This window comes from Paenibacillus sp. 2RAB27, from assembly GCF_052115445.1.
Taxonomy (GTDB): domain Bacteria; phylum Bacillota; class Bacilli; order Paenibacillales; family NBRC-103111; genus Paenibacillus_E.
In genome coordinates this window covers 1-22,163 of record NZ_JBFRGR010000047.1, presented here as the reverse complement: position 1 = coordinate 22,163, position 22,163 = coordinate 1, and the positions used below count along the sequence as shown (strand labels likewise).

The 22,163-nt window shown below is 47.0% G+C and carries 17 protein-coding genes; 2 read left to right on the top strand and 15 right to left on the bottom strand.

The genetic code is table 11. From position 1 onward, the window contains the following. Positions 1 to 58: 58 nt before the first annotated feature. From AB4114_RS32430 to AB4114_RS32400, 7 genes are all read right to left on the bottom strand, one after another. Positions 59 to 286 (bottom strand): spore germination protein, encoded by a 228-nt coding sequence (locus tag AB4114_RS32430; RefSeq protein WP_057309976.1) that lies wholly within the window; start codon positions 284 to 286, stop codon positions 59 to 61. Positions 287 to 392: 106 nt separating this feature from the next. Then, positions 393 to 2,387 (bottom strand): beta-galactosidase trimerization domain-containing protein, encoded by a 1,995-nt coding sequence (locus AB4114_RS32425; RefSeq protein ID WP_441992112.1) that lies wholly within the window; start codon positions 2,385 to 2,387, stop codon positions 393 to 395. Between the two features lie 53 nt (positions 2,388 to 2,440). Further along, positions 2,441 to 4,213: a hypothetical protein gene (locus AB4114_RS32420; protein ID WP_441992111.1), complete on the bottom strand. Its 1,773-nt coding sequence runs from the start codon at positions 4,211 to 4,213 to the stop codon at positions 2,441 to 2,443. Continuing rightward, on the bottom strand, positions 4,210 to 8,808 hold the full coding sequence (locus AB4114_RS32415) for an Ig-like domain-containing protein (protein ID WP_441992110.1): 4,599 nt from the start codon (positions 8,806 to 8,808) through the stop codon (positions 4,210 to 4,212). Before AB4114_RS32415 ends, AB4114_RS32420 begins: the two co-directional genes overlap by 4 nt. A gap of 63 nt (positions 8,809 to 8,871) precedes the next feature. Continuing rightward, the gene (locus AB4114_RS32410; RefSeq protein ID WP_441992109.1) at positions 8,872 to 9,741 is read right to left on the bottom strand and encodes a carbohydrate ABC transporter permease; all 870 of its coding nucleotides are present in this window, start codon (positions 9,739 to 9,741) and stop codon (positions 8,872 to 8,874) included. 13 nt (positions 9,742 to 9,754) lie between these two features. Beyond that, on the bottom strand, positions 9,755 to 10,654 hold the full coding sequence (locus AB4114_RS32405) for an ABC transporter permease (RefSeq protein WP_441992108.1): 900 nt from the start codon (positions 10,652 to 10,654) through the stop codon (positions 9,755 to 9,757). Between the two features lie 92 nt (positions 10,655 to 10,746). Then, entirely contained in the window at positions 10,747 to 12,300 is a 1,554-nt protein-coding gene (locus AB4114_RS32400) for an extracellular solute-binding protein (RefSeq protein WP_441992107.1), read from the bottom strand. A gap of 303 nt (positions 12,301 to 12,603) precedes the next feature. On the opposite strand from AB4114_RS32400, the gene AB4114_RS32395 reads away from it, so the two are divergent. Continuing rightward, entirely contained in the window at positions 12,604 to 14,940 is a 2,337-nt protein-coding gene (locus tag AB4114_RS32395; protein WP_441992106.1) for a helix-turn-helix domain-containing protein, read from the top strand. Between the two features lie 133 nt (positions 14,941 to 15,073). Here AB4114_RS32395 and AB4114_RS32390 read toward each other — a convergent pair whose 3' ends face one another. From AB4114_RS32390 to AB4114_RS32380, 3 genes are all read right to left on the bottom strand, one after another. Then, entirely contained in the window at positions 15,074 to 15,433 is a 360-nt protein-coding gene (locus AB4114_RS32390; protein WP_441992105.1) for a hypothetical protein, read from the bottom strand. A gap of 91 nt (positions 15,434 to 15,524) precedes the next feature. Further along, entirely contained in the window at positions 15,525 to 15,887 is a 363-nt protein-coding gene (locus AB4114_RS32385) for a DUF4362 domain-containing protein (protein WP_441992126.1), read from the bottom strand. Positions 15,888 to 16,114: 227 nt separating this feature from the next. After that, entirely contained in the window at positions 16,115 to 16,378 is a 264-nt protein-coding gene (locus AB4114_RS32380) for a DUF2716 domain-containing protein (protein ID WP_441992125.1), read from the bottom strand. Between the two features lie 185 nt (positions 16,379 to 16,563). On the opposite strand from AB4114_RS32380, the gene AB4114_RS32375 reads away from it, so the two are divergent. Next, positions 16,564 to 18,018 carry a hypothetical protein gene (locus AB4114_RS32375; RefSeq protein WP_441992104.1) on the top strand — a complete coding sequence of 485 codons (1,455 nt, stop codon included), beginning with the start codon at positions 16,564 to 16,566 and terminating at the stop codon, positions 18,016 to 18,018. A 377-nt stretch (positions 18,019 to 18,395) separates the two neighbouring features. On the opposite strand, the gene AB4114_RS32370 is transcribed toward AB4114_RS32375, so the two are convergent. The 5 genes from AB4114_RS32370 to AB4114_RS32350 form a co-directional block, all read right to left on the bottom strand. Further along, the gene (locus tag AB4114_RS32370; protein WP_441992103.1) at positions 18,396 to 19,394 is read right to left on the bottom strand and encodes an NADP-dependent oxidoreductase; all 999 of its coding nucleotides are present in this window, start codon (positions 19,392 to 19,394) and stop codon (positions 18,396 to 18,398) included. A gap of 104 nt (positions 19,395 to 19,498) precedes the next feature. After that, on the bottom strand, positions 19,499 to 20,581 hold the full coding sequence (locus AB4114_RS32365) for an alkene reductase (protein ID WP_441992102.1): 1,083 nt from the start codon (positions 20,579 to 20,581) through the stop codon (positions 19,499 to 19,501). An 83-nt stretch (positions 20,582 to 20,664) separates the two neighbouring features. Beyond that, positions 20,665 to 20,787 carry a hypothetical protein gene (locus tag AB4114_RS32360; protein ID WP_441992101.1) on the bottom strand — a complete coding sequence of 41 codons (123 nt, stop codon included), beginning with the start codon at positions 20,785 to 20,787 and terminating at the stop codon, positions 20,665 to 20,667. Positions 20,788 to 20,831: 44 nt separating this feature from the next. Continuing rightward, on the bottom strand, positions 20,832 to 21,167 hold the full coding sequence (locus AB4114_RS32355; protein WP_441992100.1) for an SDR family NAD(P)-dependent oxidoreductase: 336 nt from the start codon (positions 21,165 to 21,167) through the stop codon (positions 20,832 to 20,834). Then, positions 21,164 to 21,865, bottom strand: coding sequence for an SDR family oxidoreductase (locus AB4114_RS32350; RefSeq protein ID WP_441992099.1), 702 nt, complete (start codon positions 21,863 to 21,865; stop codon positions 21,164 to 21,166). The genes AB4114_RS32355 and AB4114_RS32350 overlap by 4 nt, the downstream gene beginning before the upstream one ends. Between the last annotated feature and the right edge of the window lie 298 nt (positions 21,866 to 22,163).

The window sequence follows — 22,163 nt, the reverse complement described above, 5'->3', positions numbered from 1 at the left end:
TAGGACCGTTAATCTCTACTCAACAATCGTCCAATTTGTGGAAATAGAAAATCATCAATTAAATCGTGTTATTTGGCGTATCCACAACATCAGGATCCACTGTATTGGTACTTCCATTGAGTACATTCTGAACACTTCCAAAGCTATCCCCTGGCGAAAACGAGTTGGCTCCTGCAAAGATTTTGGAACTGCTGGTAAGGTTAATTGCCAAAGTATCGCCAATCTGGACATTGGAACCCTGTGCGACATTGAGGATTTTGATTCCACCATTAATAATTGCAGGCATGCTCCGGCCACTCCCTTCCAACTCTTAACCAATGTATGTGTTCAGGTGCCTATTGGTCACTTGTCGGTTGAATGGATCGCCGTATGAGCAGAAAGAAGAACAGGTCCTAATGAACCTGTTCTTCTTCCGTGGAACATTCATACTCGATAACAACCATCTGGTGGCACTCCAACTTAGGTACTGTGTAGGAGACCGTTTGCTCCTCGTACCTAAAGGTGAGCGAGACCATCTGTGGTGCCATATATACGTTCTTCACTTGTCTGGATGTACGAACGGAAACCTGGACGTCATAGATGGGAACCATATCCTCGATGACTTCGATGTTTTTCCCTCGGCGGATTGGGGTTGCGTACAGCAAGTGATTAATCAGACGATTCTCTTCTTTTTGATCTTGCAGGGTGACGATGCCTTGCGCCGGAAGATTGGTTTGCAGCGTCTTGTCAGGGAGTAATCGATCCAACGCATGCAGGACCGCTTCTTTCAATATGAGGCTGCCTTTGGTCGCGTAATCTTCAAAGATATTCCAAGCGATATACACACTTCTCTCGCTTTCCACCATACCTGGTCCTCCATATGCATAGCTGCTTGGCGTATGTTGGTGCGAACAGAATGTAAACAGATCGCGGTTAAAATAGGGATCTTCACGGTGTGCAAGCTCGGTTCCGCCCGACAGCTCGATTCGCTGTCCTTGTGAATAGAAAATGTAGGAGGCTTCTCTACAGGTTCCAAGATTGAACAGAGGGCGGAAATAGTCAGGGCGATATGGATTTGTCCCTACATATCGCACCCCGAGATCGATTGTAAATCGGGTGCCCTCCGGATCAAGGCAGGACCAGCCTGTCGCAAGAATTTTGCCGCCCTGCAGTAAAAATTGCTCCAATTTGCTCTGAAGCTTATCATCCACCGCTACGTAATCTGGTAATATTAGCACCTTATATGCTGTAAAATCGTTCTCCTGATCGATGACATCGAACAGGAATTTGCCTTCAAGCAGCATGCGGACGGCCCCTGCGTCGGAATCCGACTTGGCCACATTCGCCTTCGGATGCAAGCCGGTTGCTTCCAACGTTAACAGCGCAACATCGGCAATATTCTTAGCCCTTACGCACCATGCCTCTTTGGCCTCGACCTCGCGATAAGCCGCGCCAATCAGTGCGTAAGTCGCTTCATCCATATAACCGTCAGGATGAAGCTGATCGCCAATCGAGCAGCGGGCACCATTGGCCATGCTGAGCGCAGTTTCGTAACGGAGTGCGTTCGGGTGCTTATAGCCGCCGAATTCTCCCCAAGACGTATGGAATTTCCCCGTCATACCGAGAAAATCGACGCCAAGCGTTTGCGCGTATCTAGAAGACAGCGGGAAGTGATCATAGCCCCAACCACCCGTCGGCAGCGACTCCAGTTCTAAATGTGTGTTCATACTAATCAGATCGCGTCGACCTCGTGCGATGTGTCCGCCATTGTGGAAGATCGGCAGCCCTGGCTTGATCGATATAATCGTTTCCTTCACCCTCGCCGTATAATTCGCATACGTTTTCTCCCATATCTTTCGCATAGCCTTCTCATCCCGTGGATCCTGACCTTCCTCGCGCACGCTCTCAACACAGCTATGACAGTAGCATTTGCGTATCCCTACTATATCGAAGAACAGACCATCCAGATCATAACGGGATACGACTTCCCGGATCTGGTCGATCAGGATGTCTAGATAGGGAGAGTTTAAGCACAATTGGTGATAGCCCGGCAGCATAAAGCCTTTGACCCAATTCGTTTGGTCGTTCTCATCACGGATGAGCCATTCTGGGTGTCGTCGTGCCAGCTTCTCATCCAAGCCAGCTGATAGGTATACAGGTGTTTTCACGTTAATCTCATGTGCAGCTTCAATCATGGCGGCAAGCAAATCGAAGCTCAGTCCAGGATGGATCTCGTTCGCCTCTGACGGATGGTAAGCCCAGCCGTGATGGCATTTGGAGAAAATCGTAACGGAATCCACATGGCCTAGCTTAAGCATTTCCTGAAACTGCCGCTTATCAAAACGTGCTCCAATCGGCGTTATTGCTTCCGAGGTGTGAAAATCAAGATGCACCTGACGAAATCGCATGCGTTCTCTTCCTTTCTATTCCGTAATTATGTGCAACGCTTAAGTGAAAGGGTTCAATGTATACAGCACGATAAGACTAACCTGCACGTATACACTTGGGCCAACTGCCTAGCGTGGAGTTGTAATCGATATACCGTCACTGGATGCGAATCACGACATGGTATTTCTACTGTTTCTACATGCGCTGACAGCAGCGACGGTTCAAATCGTAAAACGACGCTCCCCTTCTCACCCAGCCAGGTTACCTCTCCACCTCTGATAACAGGCTTGTGGAAAGAGATGAAATGCTCCGTTAAGCTCCGTTCTGCCTCACCTGTTCCCTCATCGAATACAAAATGATCCGTTAGCGTTAGCTCTGCTCTGGCTTCATCTTGGCAGACCTTCCACTCGAAGGACCGTTGGAAAAAGCGGATTCGCGCCTCCGGTCTATAAGCTTGCGTCAAATCGAGTTCAAACCTGACAGCTCCATCATTCATATCATTTTTCGTAACGATTGCCCTATATGCTTCACCGGCAGCCTGCTGCTCTCCATTGATGATAGGAACCGAGTGACCCCCAGATGAGGCATGCAGGTGGTCATAGCGTTCTTTCCCGAAATATTCGCGGGTATATACCCCCATTCCGAGATCTGCCAACAGCGTATCGCCCTCGGTATGGAGAATAAAATGCCMGAGGTCGTTATGGTTGTGAGGCTCGTTGTTATGACCTCCTTTAGCGGAAAAGGCAAGCAAGCCCTTCGAGGTTTCGCATTTATCCACCAACCAATCCGTACTGGCAAAGTAAAAGGTCCCCTCTGCTCCTGGAACATGCAGCCATTCGGTCTCTGTCCACATTATATTGCGGGAAGTAAACGGCCAACGGTAGCAATGATCTTCATGAAACGAAGGCACACACGTCATTTTCGGCGGAGCGATCCCAAGTCTGCGGCACAAACGACTGATTAGTCCAGTAGCCGGTCTGAAGGTTGGCCTGCAATCGGAATAATTGATGCAGGAAGTATCGCTGAGTGCTACGGCTGCCGGGAATTCGGCAATCCGCTTAATTTTGTCCTGCTTCAGCAAATCAATCGATCCGTTAGTAAACTCGTAAAGCATCTCAGCCCAATAGACAAAATACCCAAAACCGTACCTCCAGTATGCGAGCCCCTCCGGACAGCAGCCATCATCCCCATATCCCGCAAGAAAGCTATCCATGGCGCTCACAACCCGGTCCTGCATGCCAGCAAGTCGTTCCCGGTCATCGATTAATAACAGCGCCGCCATACCGACAGCACCACTACATACGGCTGACCAGTTGTTCGTCTTTGAGGTCCATATGAAATGGTGAGCACTTTCGAACACAGGCTGGAATACACGCTGCTCGATTTCTTGCTTCACTCGGTGCGAGACCCAATCATTCAAACGGTCCTCTAAAAGATATAGCACTTCCGCCAAAGCATGCGCCGTTTCAGCCGCGAACAAGTCCACATAGCGGTTCGGAKGGACACGTGCCGTCAACACTTTATCTATCGTATCTGGTAGATGCGCCGGTACAGCCCAGGCATACTCATTACATATTTCCCAGATCAGATTTTCCAATGTCATCTTATATACATCGCTGTCATCTAGAGCCATCGACAATGCAAGAGCAAGCAAGCGTCCTCTGCGTTCAAAATACGGCTTTTCAAATTCCTTGCGAGTTCCTGCCGAATGAAATGTTTGAAAATCCGTGAAAGACAGGAGAGGAACAGGCTCACGCCTGGCCMTCTCCGCTTCCTGATGTATTTCCTTAAGCAATCCTGCTAGATGTGGGGCTTCCAGCAGCTCCCTTCTTCTCGCTGGTGTCAAGGCCCCCAGACGTTAGGGTCGTCGGTCTTTCTTGAATGGCTAATATCGCCTCTCTCAACTGATGAAACGAAATCATGGAATTCTCCTTTTTGGTTCAACGTCATCTGCAAGTCACTCGCATCCCTTAGGAATATCTGAGCTGCAGCTGATGTGATATGCTTGCCCCTTTGTGCTTCCACTTCATGAATAAACGCATCCAATTTGTTTTGCTGCAGCTTTACTACCAAACTGTTTGCGATTCCCTTATTATCAATCCATGACATCGCCGTAAACTGTCTAATTAGCGCTTGTAGCGAATCGATGTCTGCATAGGTTTGGAATGTGACCGTGTGACTCCCTTCGTTCCCGACTGCATCAACCCCCGTCACGATGAGCGCATGCATCCCTAGAGGGAGCGTGTATAGGGGAATCTGGTCTCCTTCATTTACTTGCTGCTCATCTAGCCATATTTTTGTCTTCGACTGATCTACACCAGACAAGGAATCGGTCACAATAAATTGAGGTATAAGCACTTCACTGTTCTTCAATGCCTGATTCACGCTCGGTGTGGAAACGGTTATACTGGGAGCCGTCATATCCAGTTGAACTCTGACCGTTTGTACGACTTCCTCGTTCCCCGCTTGATCGGTAGAACGATAAGAAATAGTGTGGATGCCATCCGTATTGATCACGATCGGCATCAGATAGGGCTGCCAAGTCGCTCCGCCATCCAAACTATAGTTAGTTTGTGCCAGCGTGGATGATCGTTCCCCCCGACCTAACTGAATCGTAACCGGATGCACGTACCAGTTATTTGTTCCATCCGGTTGGGCAGGAGAGATCGATGCTTCCGTTATCGGCACACGAAGCTGCGTAACCACGATGTCGTCAAAGAGCAGATTATCGAAACCACCTGCATAGAAGCCAATCGTTCCTGTCAAATTGTGCGCAGGATCGGAAGCTTTTAATTTGAGCACCCCATTGACGAATAGGGAGATATCCGCGCCGTTCACGATCAGCTCAAAGGTATACTCCGTATTCGGAGCCAAGTCCTCATAGTTCAGGCTGGACTGTTTCACAGTCGCCCACGAACCATTATAAAGAATCCATTGCGACGCCCCGTCCACCGTCTTCCGGTATCCGATTCGGTCACCGCTGCCGGAGACCAAGCGATCAAATATATATAACGTCGCTGCGCTCGGAATGGTGGCCGGGGTCTTCATTTTGAACGTCAAATCGTAGTTCGTAAACGAACGAGGAGATGTGGCTGACGCGCCTTTCAAAAGCCGGTACTTATGATTGCCGTTCACCGTGATAATGCTACGATTCGGATCCACTGGCCAGCCGCCTCCGCCGGATTCAAAATCCGTCTTCAGCAGAATGTCCGACACGATGATATGGCTAGTCGCTGACGCTTCAGGTGTTTCGACCGACGTCACGGTAATATCCGTCTCACCTGATCCGACGGCGGTAACCAAGCCGTTTGCATCGACAACGGCTACGCTCGGATTGCTCGATGTCCATATAACATTGTGATTAACGCTATCTGAAGGATCAAAGCTCACCTGCAGCTTCAGTTGTTCATCCGCTCCGATATTCGCGCTGGTTCGATCTAGCAGCAGCCCAGCAACCTTCGTAGTCGGCACGGACAGCTTGATGTCATCGAACAGCAGGTAGTCGAAGCCGCCTGCATAAAAGCCGACCGTACCAGATGGATTGTATGTCGCATCCGTCGCCTTCAGCTTCAGCACGCCACCCACATAGAGGCTGATTTCAGCACCTTTTACAAGTAGCTTGACGCTGTACTCGGTATCCGGCGCTAAATCTGTGTATGGCAAGTTCACTTCCTTGACGGTCCCCCAGGCCTTATTATAGAGAAGCCACTTGGACGTGCCGTCCTCCACCTTGCGGTAGCCAACACGGCCCCCGCCGTTCGAACCTAGCCTGTCGAAGAAATAAATCGTGCCTAGACTTGGCATCGTTGGCGGTGTCTTCATCTTGAATGTTAGTTCGTAGTTGGTATATTCGTTCGGCGATACCGCCGTCGCACCTTTCAGCACTTTATACATATGGTTGCCGCCTATATCGATGACCGACCGATTCGGATCCACCGGCCAGCTGTTTCGCCCTGTCTCGAAATCGGTATATTCATAAATACCGTCCCCGATCTCGACGTCAATCATGACTTCATCCTGAAGCAGCGGATTTTCTGCTGAAGTGACTGTGATGACGGCTTGCCCGATGCCCACCCCCTTAAGCATTCCTTTGCTGTCTACTTTGACCACGCTAGGATCGCTGGATGTATAGAGCAGCTTTGGATTCGTTGCATCCCACGGTAAAACGGCCGTATGCAGCTCATATGTTTTGCCGATTCCAATCATCACATTTGCGTCGTAAGCCCGAACACCTTCTACTGGAATGGCATCTGGCGCCAGATACGGTCCTGCTTTTCCGATAATCCCTATGTCGTCAAAAGGAATCGGATGGAAGCCGGGAATTTGCTGGAACACTGCGGAGTCGCTTTTCAAATTGAGATCACCAGCGGCCAGATTTACAAAGCCAGGATCGCTGTTCGTCACCCAGTTGTTCGCATACTGCAACAAATTAAACTTATCGTACGCCCCTTGGGCATTGGTGATGCTGCTGCGAGCCCTGGTAGGATTATAGATCACATTATTCTCTAAGGTATTCGTAGTCGGATAGTACCGATTTTCCGTAAAGAAGTCTGCGAGCTCCGGATATTTGACCAAATATGGCGTCCCTACAAAATTATTATTTTGGGCAAACAACGTCTGCCATTTCGGCATGTAGTTCTTCGGGATCTGCTTATCTGGTGCATCTCCTAGATAAATGTCGGCATAATCATAAGGTACTTCACTATCGATAAACAGATTATTCCGGGTCTTGATGTGTGCCCCACCGTTATTTTTAACTGCGGAGTTGCCCATTTTGTAAAAGATATTATCTTCAATCGTCAGCCCCATTGTGAAATTGTCTGGATAAACACCTTCTACACCAGCTTTGGATTCACCAATGTTGTGGAAATAATTTCCCCGAATGACGGTTCCCCGCTGTTGCGGTGTCTCGCCTGCGTTCATATAGATGGCCCCGAGATCGGAGAACATTTTGCATACATCATAAATATTGTTGTACGCCACTAGGTGGTCATTGCCGAAGATCAGAATGCCAGGATGCGGCGCATCATGAATTTCATTGTGCGATACACGGTTACCCACACCAGTCAGAATGACACTTGGATTGTACGCCTTATGATAATAAGCGAAATCGTGGATATGCGAGTTTTCCACATAGTTGTTACCAGGCGCAAGCGTGACACGGCTGCCTCCGTTCAAAGTGACTGCCGTCCCTCCGATATGATGGATGTGACTGCTCGTTATTCCGTGATTCACCCCCGTGGCTGTCGCAAAATCATTGTATAGCCAACGGCTAGGCGTATTAATCTGCACGCCGCCGTTTGTAAAGTTGCGGATTTCGCAGTGCGATAGCAGCACATGATCTCCACCCATAATCACCACAGCCGAATCGCGCCCATTCTCCAAAGTCAGATCTTCGAACGTGACATAGGATGCCCCTACTGAATTTATCATCGGTGTTTTCAACATCGTAACGGTAATCTCGGGATGCTCCGTTTCAAACGATGCCGTCGGCAAAAAATACAAGACGCCCTGCGTACGGTCAATGTAATATTCGCCGGGCTTATCGATCTCCTCGAGCAAATTTTGCGCGAAATGGAAATCCGGATACCAGTTCTTGAACAAGCCGCTCATTTCGCCGTAGCGCAATGTAATCTGCTTATTCACTGTATCGATCGAAGCTACTTTGTTGTAAGACCATTCCCAGCTGTAACCGAAAATCCCATCCAGCCAAATGTCGTCAGCATTCGTCCAGTATTGCGGCCGGTCGTACGTGTAACTGAACGTTCCTCCTCGATCCTGCAAATCAGCATCCTTACGTGTCGGACCAACATCGATGATGTCACCCATTTGCACCGTACCGCTATTCGGCCAGCGCGCAAGTGTCATCCCCTCGCCTGCTACGTACAGCTCCATAGGTGGAACCTGACTGACATCGTTGGCCTTATAGTAACCATGTCGGCTCATCACGCCGTAATCCAAAATGCCGTGACTGCTCAGATCAACCTGCAGCACCTTGGTACGAGCGTCGGTACTTATGATCCGCTGCAGGATCGCCGAATTGGTAACTTGCGTAAACCAACTCTTATCGAGCGATTGACCGCCGGACAGACTTACCTTCTCGTTCGGATAGGCTTTGTATATGATCGGACTGTCAGCCGTACCGGAGTCCTGCTGCTCGATCTGGAAGCTGGATGTTCGATTATACGTGCCGCCACGCAAATAAACGGTCACACCGCCATCCAGCAAGCCCGAAGTGCTCTTCAACTGACGAACGGCATCTCTAGCCTTCTCTAGCGTTCGAAAAGGCTCATCGATCCCGCCCGCATTGGAATCGCTTCCATCTGTGGCCACATAGAAGGCCGTTTCCGGTAATCCGGATTCGGCCTGAATAGCAGGTAAAACGAACAAATTCAACAAAATGGCGGTAATCGTGAGAATGATTGCTTTTTTTCTAAGCATATCTCTACATCCCTTCGCAAAATAAATTTTACTTGTCACTGGAGAGACGTATTCAGGACTGCATTATCCCTTCACCGAACCAATCATTGTACCTTTCTCGAAATAACGAAGCAGGAAAGGATACATCACCAACACTGGAAGGGCGGATACGATTACTGCTGCCATCTTCAAACTCTCTGGCGCAGGCGGAATTTCATTCACAGCCGTCGTAAACGGATCGAGCCTGTTCTCAATCAGAATTTGCCGGACAATCTGCTGCAACACGAATTTGGATTGATCGGTCACATACAGTAAATTGTCCATAAAAGCATTAATGTGATGCACAAGCGACCAGAGACCGATCGTAACCAATACCGGGACAGATAGCGGCAAAATAATGCGAGTAAGAATACGCAGATCACGCGCCCCATCAATCCGTGCTGCCTCGATTAGCGCATCTGGAATCGAGCGGAAGAACGAAATCATCACTAATACCTGGAACGCATTTGCCGCACTCGGCAGCACGTAAACCCACCGCGTATTCAGCAGATGCAACTCCTTCATAAGCAGATAGTTCGGCACGATTCCACCGTCGAAGATCATTGTAAAGAGCAGGAGAAGTACCAAAACCCGCTTCCATGGCATTTCATTGCGAGACAGCGGGTAGGCTGCGCATACGGTAACGATCAATGTAAGCGCTGTGCCAATGACCATACGGAACAGCGTATTGCCGTACCCTTTCCAGATGAACGGATAGGTCAGCAATTCCTTGTATGGCGTTAAGGTCAGATCCCTCGGAATCCAGTGAAAGCCGCTGCGAAGCGCCTCTCCCCTACCGCTTAACGAAACCGACAGTACGTGAATAAATGGGTAGACGACAATAATAGCAAGTATGCCAAGTACGATATAAATGATGCTGACGCTTAAGCGATCCTGCCAGTTTCCAATCCTCATGTTGCAAATCCTCCTACCATAAGCCGCTTTCTCCCTTGCTTAGTCTGCGCACAGTGAAGTTAGCCCCCAGAATCAGCAGCAACCCTACTAACGACTTGAACAAGCCGATTGCAGCCGTATAACTGTATTGAAATTGCTGTAGTCCTACGCGATAGACGTAAGTGTCAATCACATCTCCTGTTTCAAAGGTGACCGGATTGAGCAAGTTGATAATTTGTTCAAAGTTTGCGCTCAAGAAGCCGCCTAAGCTGAGAATGAACATAATCGCAATCGTCGGCATAATCGACGGAATATTAATATGAAACAAACGTTGCCAGCGATTCGCTCCATCCATGGTAGCTGATTCATGCAGTTCGGGATTAATACCCGAAAGCGCTGCGAAATAAATAATCGAGCCCCAGCCGATGTCCTTCAAAATGGCCGAACCAACTACAATGGAGCGAAAATATTCCTTGTGCCCCATATAAAATACCGGTTTCCCACCGAACCAGCCGACGATCTCAGCAACGATGCCCGTGGTCGGCGACAGGAAATAGATGACAAGGCCGGACATGATGACCCACGAAACGAAATGCGGTAAATACATGGTCATCTGCACGAAGCGCTGAAAAAAGCGGGATCTGATTTCATTAAGCAAAAGCGCTAACACGATCGGTGCGGGAAAAGCAAACAGCAGCAAATACAGATTCAGCAGCAGCGTATTACTCAGCAACCGATAGAAATCGGCCGAATGAAATAGCGCCTCGAAATGCTTAAAGCCCACCCAAGGACTGCCCCATATCCCGTCGATGACGCGAAAATCCTTGAAAGCGATCAGCACCCCGTAGATCGGGCCATATTTGAATACGAGAAAAAAGGCATAAGCAAACAGATAGAGCGCAAACAGCTCCCTATTTTTCATAATCGTTTTCATGTCATGTGCACTTCCTCAGGGCCAGTTGCGACTCCTCCCCGGCAGCGGCGAACGACTTGCGGCCGAGGATTCGGATTCGCTTCTCAAGCTGATTATTTTTTGAACTGCTTCTGGTACATGTCGTTAGCTTCCTTGGTCAGCTCGTCTCCGCCCTTCACTTTCCACTCCGCCACATACTTATCGAAATCGCTAAGCGGCAATTCTCCACTAATAATTTGGGCAAAATATTTTTGCGTTAGCGCCGTCAAATCCTTCTTATATTTGCCATCTGACGGAAGCGCAGCGAACAGCAGCGCATCTGTCTGGTTTGGTGCGGAAGAATAGGTGCGAACGGCTTCGTTCATCTGCGGATTGGAATATTTATCCCGGTAAGTCCGCGTCGTGATATTGCCCAGCGAGAACAATCGAATGCCAACCGCATCACGCTGTTCTTGTTTTTCGAAGCCGGTTAAAACTTTCGTCGCGCCTGAAGTCGCTCCGCTGGCTACAAAATCCCATTGTGTTCCTTTTACGCCCAAGCTCGTCATGTTGATCGTTTCTTCGTCACTGCTCTCTGCTCTCAAAATTTCAAAAATTTTGTTTAATTTAGCTGGGTCATTCTTCACCTTGTTGCCAAGCACAATGTAATTACTTTTTACTCCCCAGTCCCAGCTTCCGCTGCCGCCAGGGCCCTTCGGATTTTTACCCAGTTGGAGCTTAGCATTCGGATTGATGTCTTTCATAGCTACATTTGTGGCACCATCCGCGAGCGCTGCTTTACCGACTTGTTCTTCAATCACACCAATTCGATTGTTGTACAGCTTCTTGCGGTACGAATCTTGTGTATCCGTAATATATTCCGGATCGATCACGCCGTCAGCATACCATTTACGCAACTTCTCAAGAGCATTCTTCGCCTCCGGCATGATGGAGCCGTTCATAATCTGCCCCTGCTTTTCGTGCCACATCGTTGGTTGAACGCCATAAGCACCAAATATCGAGTAGAAGCCTGTCGACCAAGTCGACGTTGCCGTACCGGTCAAGCCGTAGGTGTCGTTCTTGCCGTTTCCGTCCGGATCCTTCTTGGCGAACGCATAAGCCGCCTGCTCGAATTCATCGAGGGTCTCCGGGAGCTTGGTGATACCGACTTTGTCGAGCCAGTCTTTGCGCCACAACATCGTAAGATCATAAGGTTTCAAATCGATAAACATCGGGACTGCCCAGAGCTTGTCGCCAAACGTTACTGTCTGGAACAGCGCCTTCGACTGCTCAACATCTTTATAGTATTCGGGCATTTTCTCTTTCACCATATTGAGATCTAGATCCATTAAGACACCTTGCGCTTGGTAGGCAGATACGTTCGATGGATCACCCAGCATGAACACATCCGGTACGTCACCGGAAGCGATACTAGCGTCGGTTACTTTAACTGGCTTGATTTTGATATTGAATTTCTGTTCAAGCCATTTCTGCACAGGCGTATCGGCAACGACCGCCGGCGCTTGGAATTGAATGCCCCACGATATTTCAATTGGTTTTGCAGCACTACTCGGTTGACTCGATACGGAAGCTGTATTCTTTTCTGTGGAACACCCACTAAGTACGCTTGCTGCCATGCTGGCTGCTAAGACGGTGAGTGCGACTGGTTTCATTTTATAGATAGGCACAATAATCTCCCCCTGGTTCACATCATGAATTCCGTTCCTTAACATGCTCTACCCCGGCCGGGAATTGGGAACGGTTACATCCTTTACGATATCCCGTGGCACGCAACTACACAATCATCTCATTCGATTTTTGTTATGTTTTTCCTTTCCGTGGCTGGTTGTATCGCATTATGTTATCCGATTTTTCGTATGTTTTTCGCCTCTCGCCTTCCCCTTATTTCATTCTGTGCTATAATTTGCTTGGTGCTGAGTACGATATCCACCCAATATTGAAAACGCTAACACTACGAAAGGAGGGTCTGGATGCCTAGTCTTCAAGTAATTCGCAACCGATCTCTCTTCGTCAAACTATTGTTATCGATGACGGCGATCGTCATTGTCACGGTTATCCTCATTTCCTCGGTCACCTATACGATTTCTGCCGATACCAGCATTCAGAACTCGATTGAATATAATCAATCCATCATGGAGCAGCAGCGGGAACTGATTCATAAAGAACTGAATGCAATACAGAATATCGCCTCGAGCATGGTCATGACCCAATCCTACCTGTATCACAAAATAAACGATAAGCTAAGCGTGTCTTCACTCATTGACTTGACACGATTCTTGGAAGAACAGCAGAAACTGAGTCCTTATATCGACTCCATTTATCTCGTATACAATAAACTTGATCTCATTCTGACCTCCCGTTCCGATATGAAAATGTCCTCGTTATCTTCCTTCACCGACCGTTCTTGGATGACGGTCATGAGTGAAGACACCGCGAACCGGACCGTGTGGCTGACTAATCGTCCTGGCAATGCGATAAAGGGGACACTTGCCACCAGTTTAATGCAGAAAATGCCGCTCATTGGTCCGGTTGATGGGGCCATCGTGATCAATTTGAAGCTTGACCTGCTCTTCAAAGAATATTTGAGCCATTATCATAATAAAAAGGGGCTGACGCTTGTCCTCGGTTCCCAAGGCGAACCTCTCTACAGTGAAACGGAAGAAGCGGCAGCGCTAATCGGGAAGCTGGATAAAAGCGTTCTATCCACTCCTGGAAGCGGATCATACGTCGACGATCGACGGTGGATCGTGACCTACACCACTTCTAGTGTGACAGGCTGGAAGTTTGTCAATTTGACCAAACGATCCGTCCTGCTTGAGGGGCTGAGCCGCATAAAAATGATTGTGGCTGCTATATCCGCTATTTATGTCACTGTTGCCATTTTGCTGCTGTTCTACATCTCACAACGACTATACCGGCCACTCAAAAGCGTTATCGCCTATATTAGTGGCGGCGATAGAGCAAGCCCAGAGGCCTCCTTGCTGGCCGCCGATGAAGCGAGCTTCATTCAGCAGGCATTCGAACGGCTTCGCCATAGCCGTGAAACCATCCTAAGCGAGAAGGAACGGGTAGAAACGTTGCTTGGCGACAACCGTTCCGCGATCAAAGAGAAATATTTGAGCGATCTCATCAAGGGACGGGCGATTTCGCAGCAAAGCAGTGGGCTAGAGAAGGATGCAGCTGAGCTTTTAGGGTTAAAACTGAATTTTGAACGATTTGCTATCTTGACGATCGAGGTCGAGGAGCAATCCCTACTGAATGACTCGACTGGCAATCTCCATTTTCATCTATTTCAATATGGCTTGATTGAAGAGCTCGGACCCGAAATCGACGGCGAAATTTTCGCTCGAGACGATGAACGCATCATCATCATTATTGTTGCTGTTCCTGCCAATCAAGACGAGGTTCCGATTGAGCTTGCTAGGAAGCTACAGCGAAATATGAAGAACCGCTACGGCATCCTTGCAACGATTGGACTTAGCCGCATCCACACAGATGTGTATTCGGCTCAAACCGCCTATGAAGAATCCGTCGAAGCGCTCAGCCTGAAAATGTATGTCGGCAAAGGCGAAATCGTACCCTATACGATCGTTAGCTCTTGGAAGCAGGATGAAGAGACTTATTTTTACCCGTACGAGTTAGAGACAAAGCTGCTTCAAGCGCTGCTTCAATTGAACGAGGACGAATGTGCGGAGACGATCAACCGTATCACGAATGAGGTAACCGCACGCAGGCTAGGGAAAGCCAACGTGCAGCAACTCTTCTTTCAATTAAGTGGAGAGATTGTAAAAACGCTGGTCCAAACCGGTGGAGATATGACCGCTGTACTCGGTGATCGACCGTTCGTGCTGTCCGGTATCCAGACGCTTCGCGATATGGAAGCACGGTTGATGGAGATGTGCACCCAAATCATTGCGCACAATCGGGAGAAGCGGTTGAAGCTGAATGATATGACTTTGCAGCTTGCCACCGAATTTATGGAGAAGAACTATAATAACAACATTACGATTGAGACGGTTGCCGGTCACGTGCAGCGAAGCACGTCCTTTTTGAGCCGTATTTTCAAGGAAACAACGGGTACAACGATCAACGACCATTTGATTCATCTGCGAATCAAACGGGCCTGTGAACTGCTGCGTCAGCCCAAATATTCGCTGGAGGACATCTGCCGTGAAATCGGCTATGCCAACGTCAGCTACTTCAGCAAGCTGTTCAAATCGCGCATGGGGAGTACGCCTGGACAATATCGGTTACTGAAGACGACGGTAGACCAGATCCCGGCGGGAGGCCTGGAGGATTCGGAATAGGAGTGGTAAGAAGAGACCGCCTCCCGAGAGAACTGTCTTGGGAATGTATAGTGGTAGAATGGGGAATGGCCCTAAAAATTAAACAGCGACAGGCTAGGACTTGAAAAGTCTTAGACTGCTGCTGTCTATTGAACTATCGTTCTGCATTAACGTAACGCACCACCATTGAATTGATTTCATCTGCAAGTTCAAGAATCTCCTTCCACCGAGATGAGTGCCGCACCGCATTAATATTCCATTCTTTACCTTGCTGAATTGCTAAAAATTCATTTCTTAAAGTTGAGCTTTTACGCATTATATCAACACTAATTAGCCCTTCTCCGACTAATTTTTTTAAGTTGTCTGTGTGTAAAAATGATATAGCACCTATATCGAACTCTTCAAAGATGTTATATTCAATCACCAAATCATCAGAGTTTATCAAATAAGTTCCGCATCTCTTTATCGTATCGACACATAGTTCATATAGTTCTTCTATTGATATACTCTCCATTACACCAATCTCCTTGCTTAATGAAACACACGATTGTAAACGACGGTTCTAAGTAAAACTAAAGTTCACCGTTAGTTTCATCCATTTCAAGTTACAACTTTTCTTTTCTAAAAGACAGAATTCTAAGTTGGTCATCATCCTTGTAATTTTTACATTTTGATAATTCAACATCAATATAATCACTATCTCTTTCGTGTATTCGAATCAATTTACAGACATATTCCGTCTTGCCTTTGTCTGTACTCCATGCATCTCGTGAGTTATCAACTATCCAATTTATTTCTTTACCATTTGAAATTACATCATGAATGGCTGGTCCGCTATCCATTCCTGGTTCTATAATCATTAGATTGTCTCCTTGCCCCTCATTAAATCTTGTTACCATTTTATCAACTCGTTCAAGGTCAGCTCTGTCAAGATGAAAAATAACTGAGTTGGTAGCAGTATCGTTCACTTTATTTGATTGATTTACAAACACAAAAATGAAGACAATCAAAACAATAATTATGAATGTCTGAGTAATAATTAAAATTTTTTTGGATTTAATATTTTTACCTCCTTCAAAGTTTTATTTACATTCTTTTACGAAAACGGCGAGAATATGTTGCGCAAATCTGCCCTTTAGCTGAGCGCGCCTTTTTAATCTTGTTGGCAATCGGATCAAGTTCTTGTCATTGCCAATTAACAAGAACTTGATCCGATTAAATAAAAAGTCCCGTTGATGTGTATTGAACAAACGTTTCTCGTTAGGGCAATGACATTTTTACTCGTATGCCTTACCAGCCAATAAAGAAGGTTGCAAGCAGAACCGTCTGGATAAAACGATATTGTTCCGCTTTCTGGATCTTTTTCCAAGTACGGATTATAAAGAAAAGACTCGTGCTGCCAGTCCAATGCATAGAGATACTCGCTTGGTTCTTCAGCTACTGCTGTTGAAACCCCCAGCTCATCGGTTAACGATGAAAGAGCTAGTCGACCCGTTTACGGGTGAGTGGTTATGACTGATAGCACAAAAGTGCTACTTTTAGATCCAAAGACTCAATTTGGATGCATTTTACAGGAAACTTGTGGATAAATGGCGAATGTTTCCATAAGGGGTTCGCCTTAACTGCAAAGAGAGGTGAAAGCTTTTGAAAGGCCTCGTCATCACAATGATTTTGCTTGCATTGCCTTTTTTGGTAGGAATCCATTTAGCTCATGCTACAGGGGTCTTGGATTCCATTGAGCCATTGAATAAAATCGCTCTACCGATAGCAGAAGCGTTGACGGACACGCTGAAGCCTATCACGGAAACGGCTGGGGAGCTGACGGACACAGTTGTGCAACCGGTCGCAAAAGCGGTCACGGACCCGCTAAAGCCTATTGCGGGAGCGGCTGGGGAGCTGACGGACACAGTTGTGCAACCGGTCGCAGAAGCGGTGTCGGACACGCTGAAGCCTATCGTGGAAGCGGCTGGGAAGCTGACGGACACAGTTGTGCAACCGGTCGCAGAAGCGGTGTCGGACACGCTGAAGCCTATCGTGGAATCGGCTGAGGAGCTGACGGGCAATGTTGTGCAACCGGTCGCAGAAGCGGTGTCGGACACGCTGAAGCCTATCGCAGGAGCGGCTGGGGAGCTGACGGACAATGTTGTGCAACCGGTCGCAGAAGCGGTGTCGGACACGCTGAAGCCTATCGTGGAAGCGGCTGAGGAGCTGACGAACAATGTTGTGCAGCCAATCGCTGAAGCGATGACGGACACGCTGAGGCCGGTCGCGGAAGTGGAAGGTGTGCAGCCGGTGTTGGACTTGGTTATTTCGCCCGCTGAGAGCGCCTCTGCGGATAAATCGCCGATCCCGAAAGCTGGTCCTTCGGGCATAGCACCTTCGACTGCCCCCTCATTGCCTGTTGCGAGCCGTTTGGAGACTGCGGGAGGTTCATACACCGCTGAAACTCAATCAATCCTGAAGCCTGCGCCGCCTTTATCAGAAAAAGGTCATCAATCGGCAATCACGAATTCGTCGAATAAATTTATGTCTGCACAAACAAGCCAATTTCCGGGAAGAGAAACGATCCCGACTATGCCGTCATCGGAACCTACGCTGCCTCCGTCTGCATCAGCTATAGGCTCGCTGTTGCCTTTGGCTGCTAGTGTCAAAGATGGCAAAGCGAAGCCTTCGTATTCGGGAAGCAATTGCAAAGCGGTGCTGATTGATAAAGCCGATGCTATGATACAGTGTAGCGTAATGTCATGGCATTGCCGGACCCGACATTACTTAAATTGGTCACATGCTCCGCCGCTGCGTCCTCCTGTAGCTCCTGCTCTCGATAATTGCTTCAGCCAATCGAGAACAAAGGAGTGTAACTTAGATGCGCTGCACAAAAGCCAAAATCATGCTAACATTAAACGACAAACTGATTATTATGAACGTTTTGGTGCAATGGTCAAAGAAGACGGAGAGTCGGTTTCAGTCCAGAATGTACCGCGAGCTGGCGAAAAAACTGATATACCAAAATGTGATAGACGCCTTCGACGGTCAGGAGCTAACCATGATGGCACTCGCTTTGGAACAGGCTGGGGACAGCTCTCCGAACCCTCGGCATAAGCGAATCTACACGCAAATGGCTCAGAAATTGATGCTTGATAAGAAAAAGTTCCACCGCATCGCATTTCAAGAGCTATCCAATCGTTATCTCTATAAGTAGATTAAAAAGCACCGCGTTGTGGGAAATTAAAGTTTCAGACTGGATACATTGAAACCATGCGGTTTTTCGCGTCACAATTCGTTAAATAAGTCTTAGACTGACCATATTATTTAGATCAACGGCAGCCATGGACGTGAAAATAGTCCTTGACTGTCGCTTTTTTATTGAACAATCGTTCTTTCTTCCCTCAGTAATCAGCCAAATGCTACGAAGCGTGAATGCAGTCTTATGCCAAGGCACCTTTCGAGCGTATTTCCAAAATTCATATATCCTCTCCTTAAAAGGTTACTATCACTTTTCCTTCGGAGTGACCAGTAGAAACTTTATTTAAAGCCATGTTAATGTCATCAAAATTATAAACTGAATCTATAGCGGGTTTAATATCTTCATCCTCAACTAGTTTCGTCAGTTTTTGTAATTGCCTGCCATTGGCGGACACGAATAAGAAGCGATATTCTTTATTCTGTTTAACTGCTAATCGATCTAAACGAGCACCTACTAAACCAAACAATAGCTTTTTCCATATTGGAAAGTTATTTTCAGCAGCAAAGCGGTAATTGGGTAAAGCCTTCAATGATACCAATTTCCCTTKGGGTTTGAGAATAGCAAGTTCCTTTTTAATTTCTTTTGCCCCCAATGTATCGATAACATAATCGATATTAGATAGCAAATCAAAATAATTTTCCTCTTTATAGTTAATGAATTGATCAGCGCCGATGGACAGTGTACGTGATCTCCCTCTTTCACTGCCGCTCGTAATCACATATAACCCCATCGATTTGGCAATCGGGATAGCCATCGTACCAAAGCCGCCAGTTCCTCCAGGAATAAATAGTTTTTTATCGGGTTGAACATGAAGTACATCATGCAAGGCTTGATATGCAGTCAAAGCCGTGAGGGGTACTGCGGCGGCCTCAGTAAAAGAAAGATTTTTAGGCATAACGGAAATCGCATCCTCATGGACTGCCGCATACTCAGCAAAAGCTCCGATTTTATTTATTGGCAGCCTCGTATAAACGGGATCTCCAACCTTGAATTTCACAACATCTTTTCCAACAGCCTCAATAACGCCGGATAGTTCGTTTCCTAAAGTTAAGGGGAAGTCATAATCGGCAATCATGCGAATACTACCATTTAAAATAAGAATGTCTAAGGGATTTACACCTGCAGCTTTTACTTTGATAAGAACCTCATGGTTATTGATTTCCGGTATTTTTATATTGTTTATTTCTAATTGGATTTGTTTAGAATATTTTTCCATTTGTGCTGCTTTCAATTCTTCATCTTCTMCTTTTCTCATCTATCTTAATTCCACATTCGTTTATTGGAAAAATTGATGGCGCACTTTAACTTGCACGCCATCATAAAGCAATATCCATGTTATTCTTTACTGTTGTTGAGTTCTTTCATCGTAGGATAATCTGTGTAACCCTCGCTTCCGTTACCAGAATACAATGTTTTACGATCTGCTTCATTCAAAGGAAAGCCTTCTTTAATACGTTCAACTAAGTCCGGATTAGCTAATGACCATACCCCGACTGGCGCCATATCAGCAAGGCCATTATCAATATCTACACTAAGATCTTCTAGAGCCCGTCCAGCTCTATTGACTAATAATGGATTTGGCCAGATGTTGCGAATTTCACGGAGCAGTGTTTCGTCCCCTAAATGCATAACATGGAGGTAAGCTAAATTATATTGAGCTAATTCTTTTACAAGGTGAAGATAAACTTCAGGACCGTGTTCGCCCTCATCAATTCCGTTAAGAGGTGTTCCCGGCGAAATACGGAAGCCTGTTTGTTCTGCTCCAATTTCTTCAACGATTGCTTTCGTTACTTCAATTGCAAAGCGAGCACGGTTCTCTATCGATCCACCGTATTTATCCGATCGTGTATTAGAATTCTCCCCAATAAATTGATTAATCAGATAACCATTTGCTCCATGAATTTCAACGCCGTCAGCTCCTGCTTTAATAGCTGCCGCTGCTGCTTTCCGGAAGTCTGCAATTGTCGTCTGGATATCTTCTTCACTTAACTCTCTTGGAACGGGTATTTCCTGCATCCCTTTAGCCGTAAACATTTCTACACCAGGTGCGATCGCAGATGGTGCAACGGGTTGACGATGATGTGGTGTATTGTCGGGGTGCGAAACACGACCGACATGCATTAATTGGATAAATATAAATCCACCTGCTTCATGTACCGCATCCGTAACCTTTTTCCAACCTTCAATATGCTTTTCCGTATAGATACCCGGTGACCTTAAGTAACCTTGACCATCATCAGAAGGTTGTGTGCCTTCAGTAATAATTAAACCCATCGATGCTCTTTGAGCATAATAATGGGAAGTTAGCTCTCCCGGCGTACCATCCTCTTGCGCTCTACTTCGTGTCATTGGTGCCATCGCTAACCGATGGGGTAATTCCAGGTTGCCAATTTTCGTTTTGCTCCACAGTTTTTCCATTTTAAAAACCCCTCTCTGAATTGAGTTTATTTTATTAACTCCAATGTTTCTTTCGATTATCGCTCCACTTTAGCCAGTGCGGATCAGACCGCATTTGTCATGAGCTTGTGAGGCAGCAACCGCGGCAAGAACGCCATGAACTTGTTGCGCCCCCTGTTATGATTAAAGTCTTGCCCCGCGAATTCGCGATATCCTATATCAGCCACCTGCCCAACCTCCATGACGCCGCTTCTAAACAGCTTTGAGGTGGCTAGCCCGTGTCGATCATATTCGTCTCTTGCTCCAGCTGTGTCTCCAAGAATTCCCAGTACAAGCCGAAGCCCGCATTATTAACAAGAAAGTCGACGGTGATCCCTTTTTCTTTAAGCTCCCTGTAGATTTCCTCCGCCATGCCAGGTAACGCAACATCTTTGGCGATGTATGTCGTTTGGACACGGTACTTTTCCCGATCCCTCGCGAGATCCACGAGCTTGTCCTCGCTGCGTGCGACCAGCACCAAGTCGTATCCGTCTTTGGTGAAACGATCCGCCAGCTCTTTTCCAATTCCGCCCGACGCTCCGGTAATTAGTACAGTTTTGCTCATCATTTAAGCTGTGGGTAAATAGCAGCTACACCGCCAGCGAGAGCACGCTGGAGTTGACGGCTCGGTTCGTCAGCAAGAATTTCAAAGCTATCGGACTCTATTCCATCAATTGCAATTTTTGCAATATCAGCAGGGTTGGACTTCGGAGCTTCAACGCCTGACGTCATGTCTGTATCCATAAAGCCCACATGCAAGCCAGCTACTCTCACATTTTGAGGATACAGATTTAAGCGCAACTCGTTCGTCATTGCCCACGCAGCCGCCTTTGCAGCCGAATAAGCGCCTTCACTCCCMCCACCACTGAACCATGATAATGCTGAAAGGATATTCAGTATGGATCCTCCACCATTATTAATAAGAATAGGTGCGAAATTGCGAATCATGGATAATGTGCCAAAGAAGTGCGTATTAAATTCCAACTGAATTTGATCGAGATCACCGTCAAGCAAAGTAGCGCCTGTAGCCGATCCTGCATTGTTGATCAGAAGCGTTACATCTTGAGCGGCTATAGCAGCTGCAGCTACCTCTTGAGGGTTCGTAATATCAAGCTTTACAGGAATTGCACCGGGAATGTCAATGGACTGCGGATTTCTTGCTCCGGCATACACCTTAGCCCCTCTGGATAGAAGTTCAAGGGCAAGATGGCGACCAAAACCTCGGTTCGCGCCAGTGACAAATGCAACTTGTTGAGAAATATTCATTTTCATGTGCTCCTTTTATTGTAGTCTGTTTATGAAATTGTTTTGTTTTCTTGAAGCTATTCGGTCTGCGTTTTGATACGTAGTAAGTACGGTAAGCGAGTTTGACTCGATACTTGTTTTTTAATGAGAACGATCATTCTCAATATCGTAAAAAAAACTACGACTGACCAATTAACGCACAAGCCCTCGATTCAATATCTTTGAGGTATTGGATAGGGTTTCTTCTAAAGCGTTGACGCTTAATTCCTTCATGAAGACGCTCGTTCCACCTGTCACGTTCTTGAGCAAAAGTGCTGTA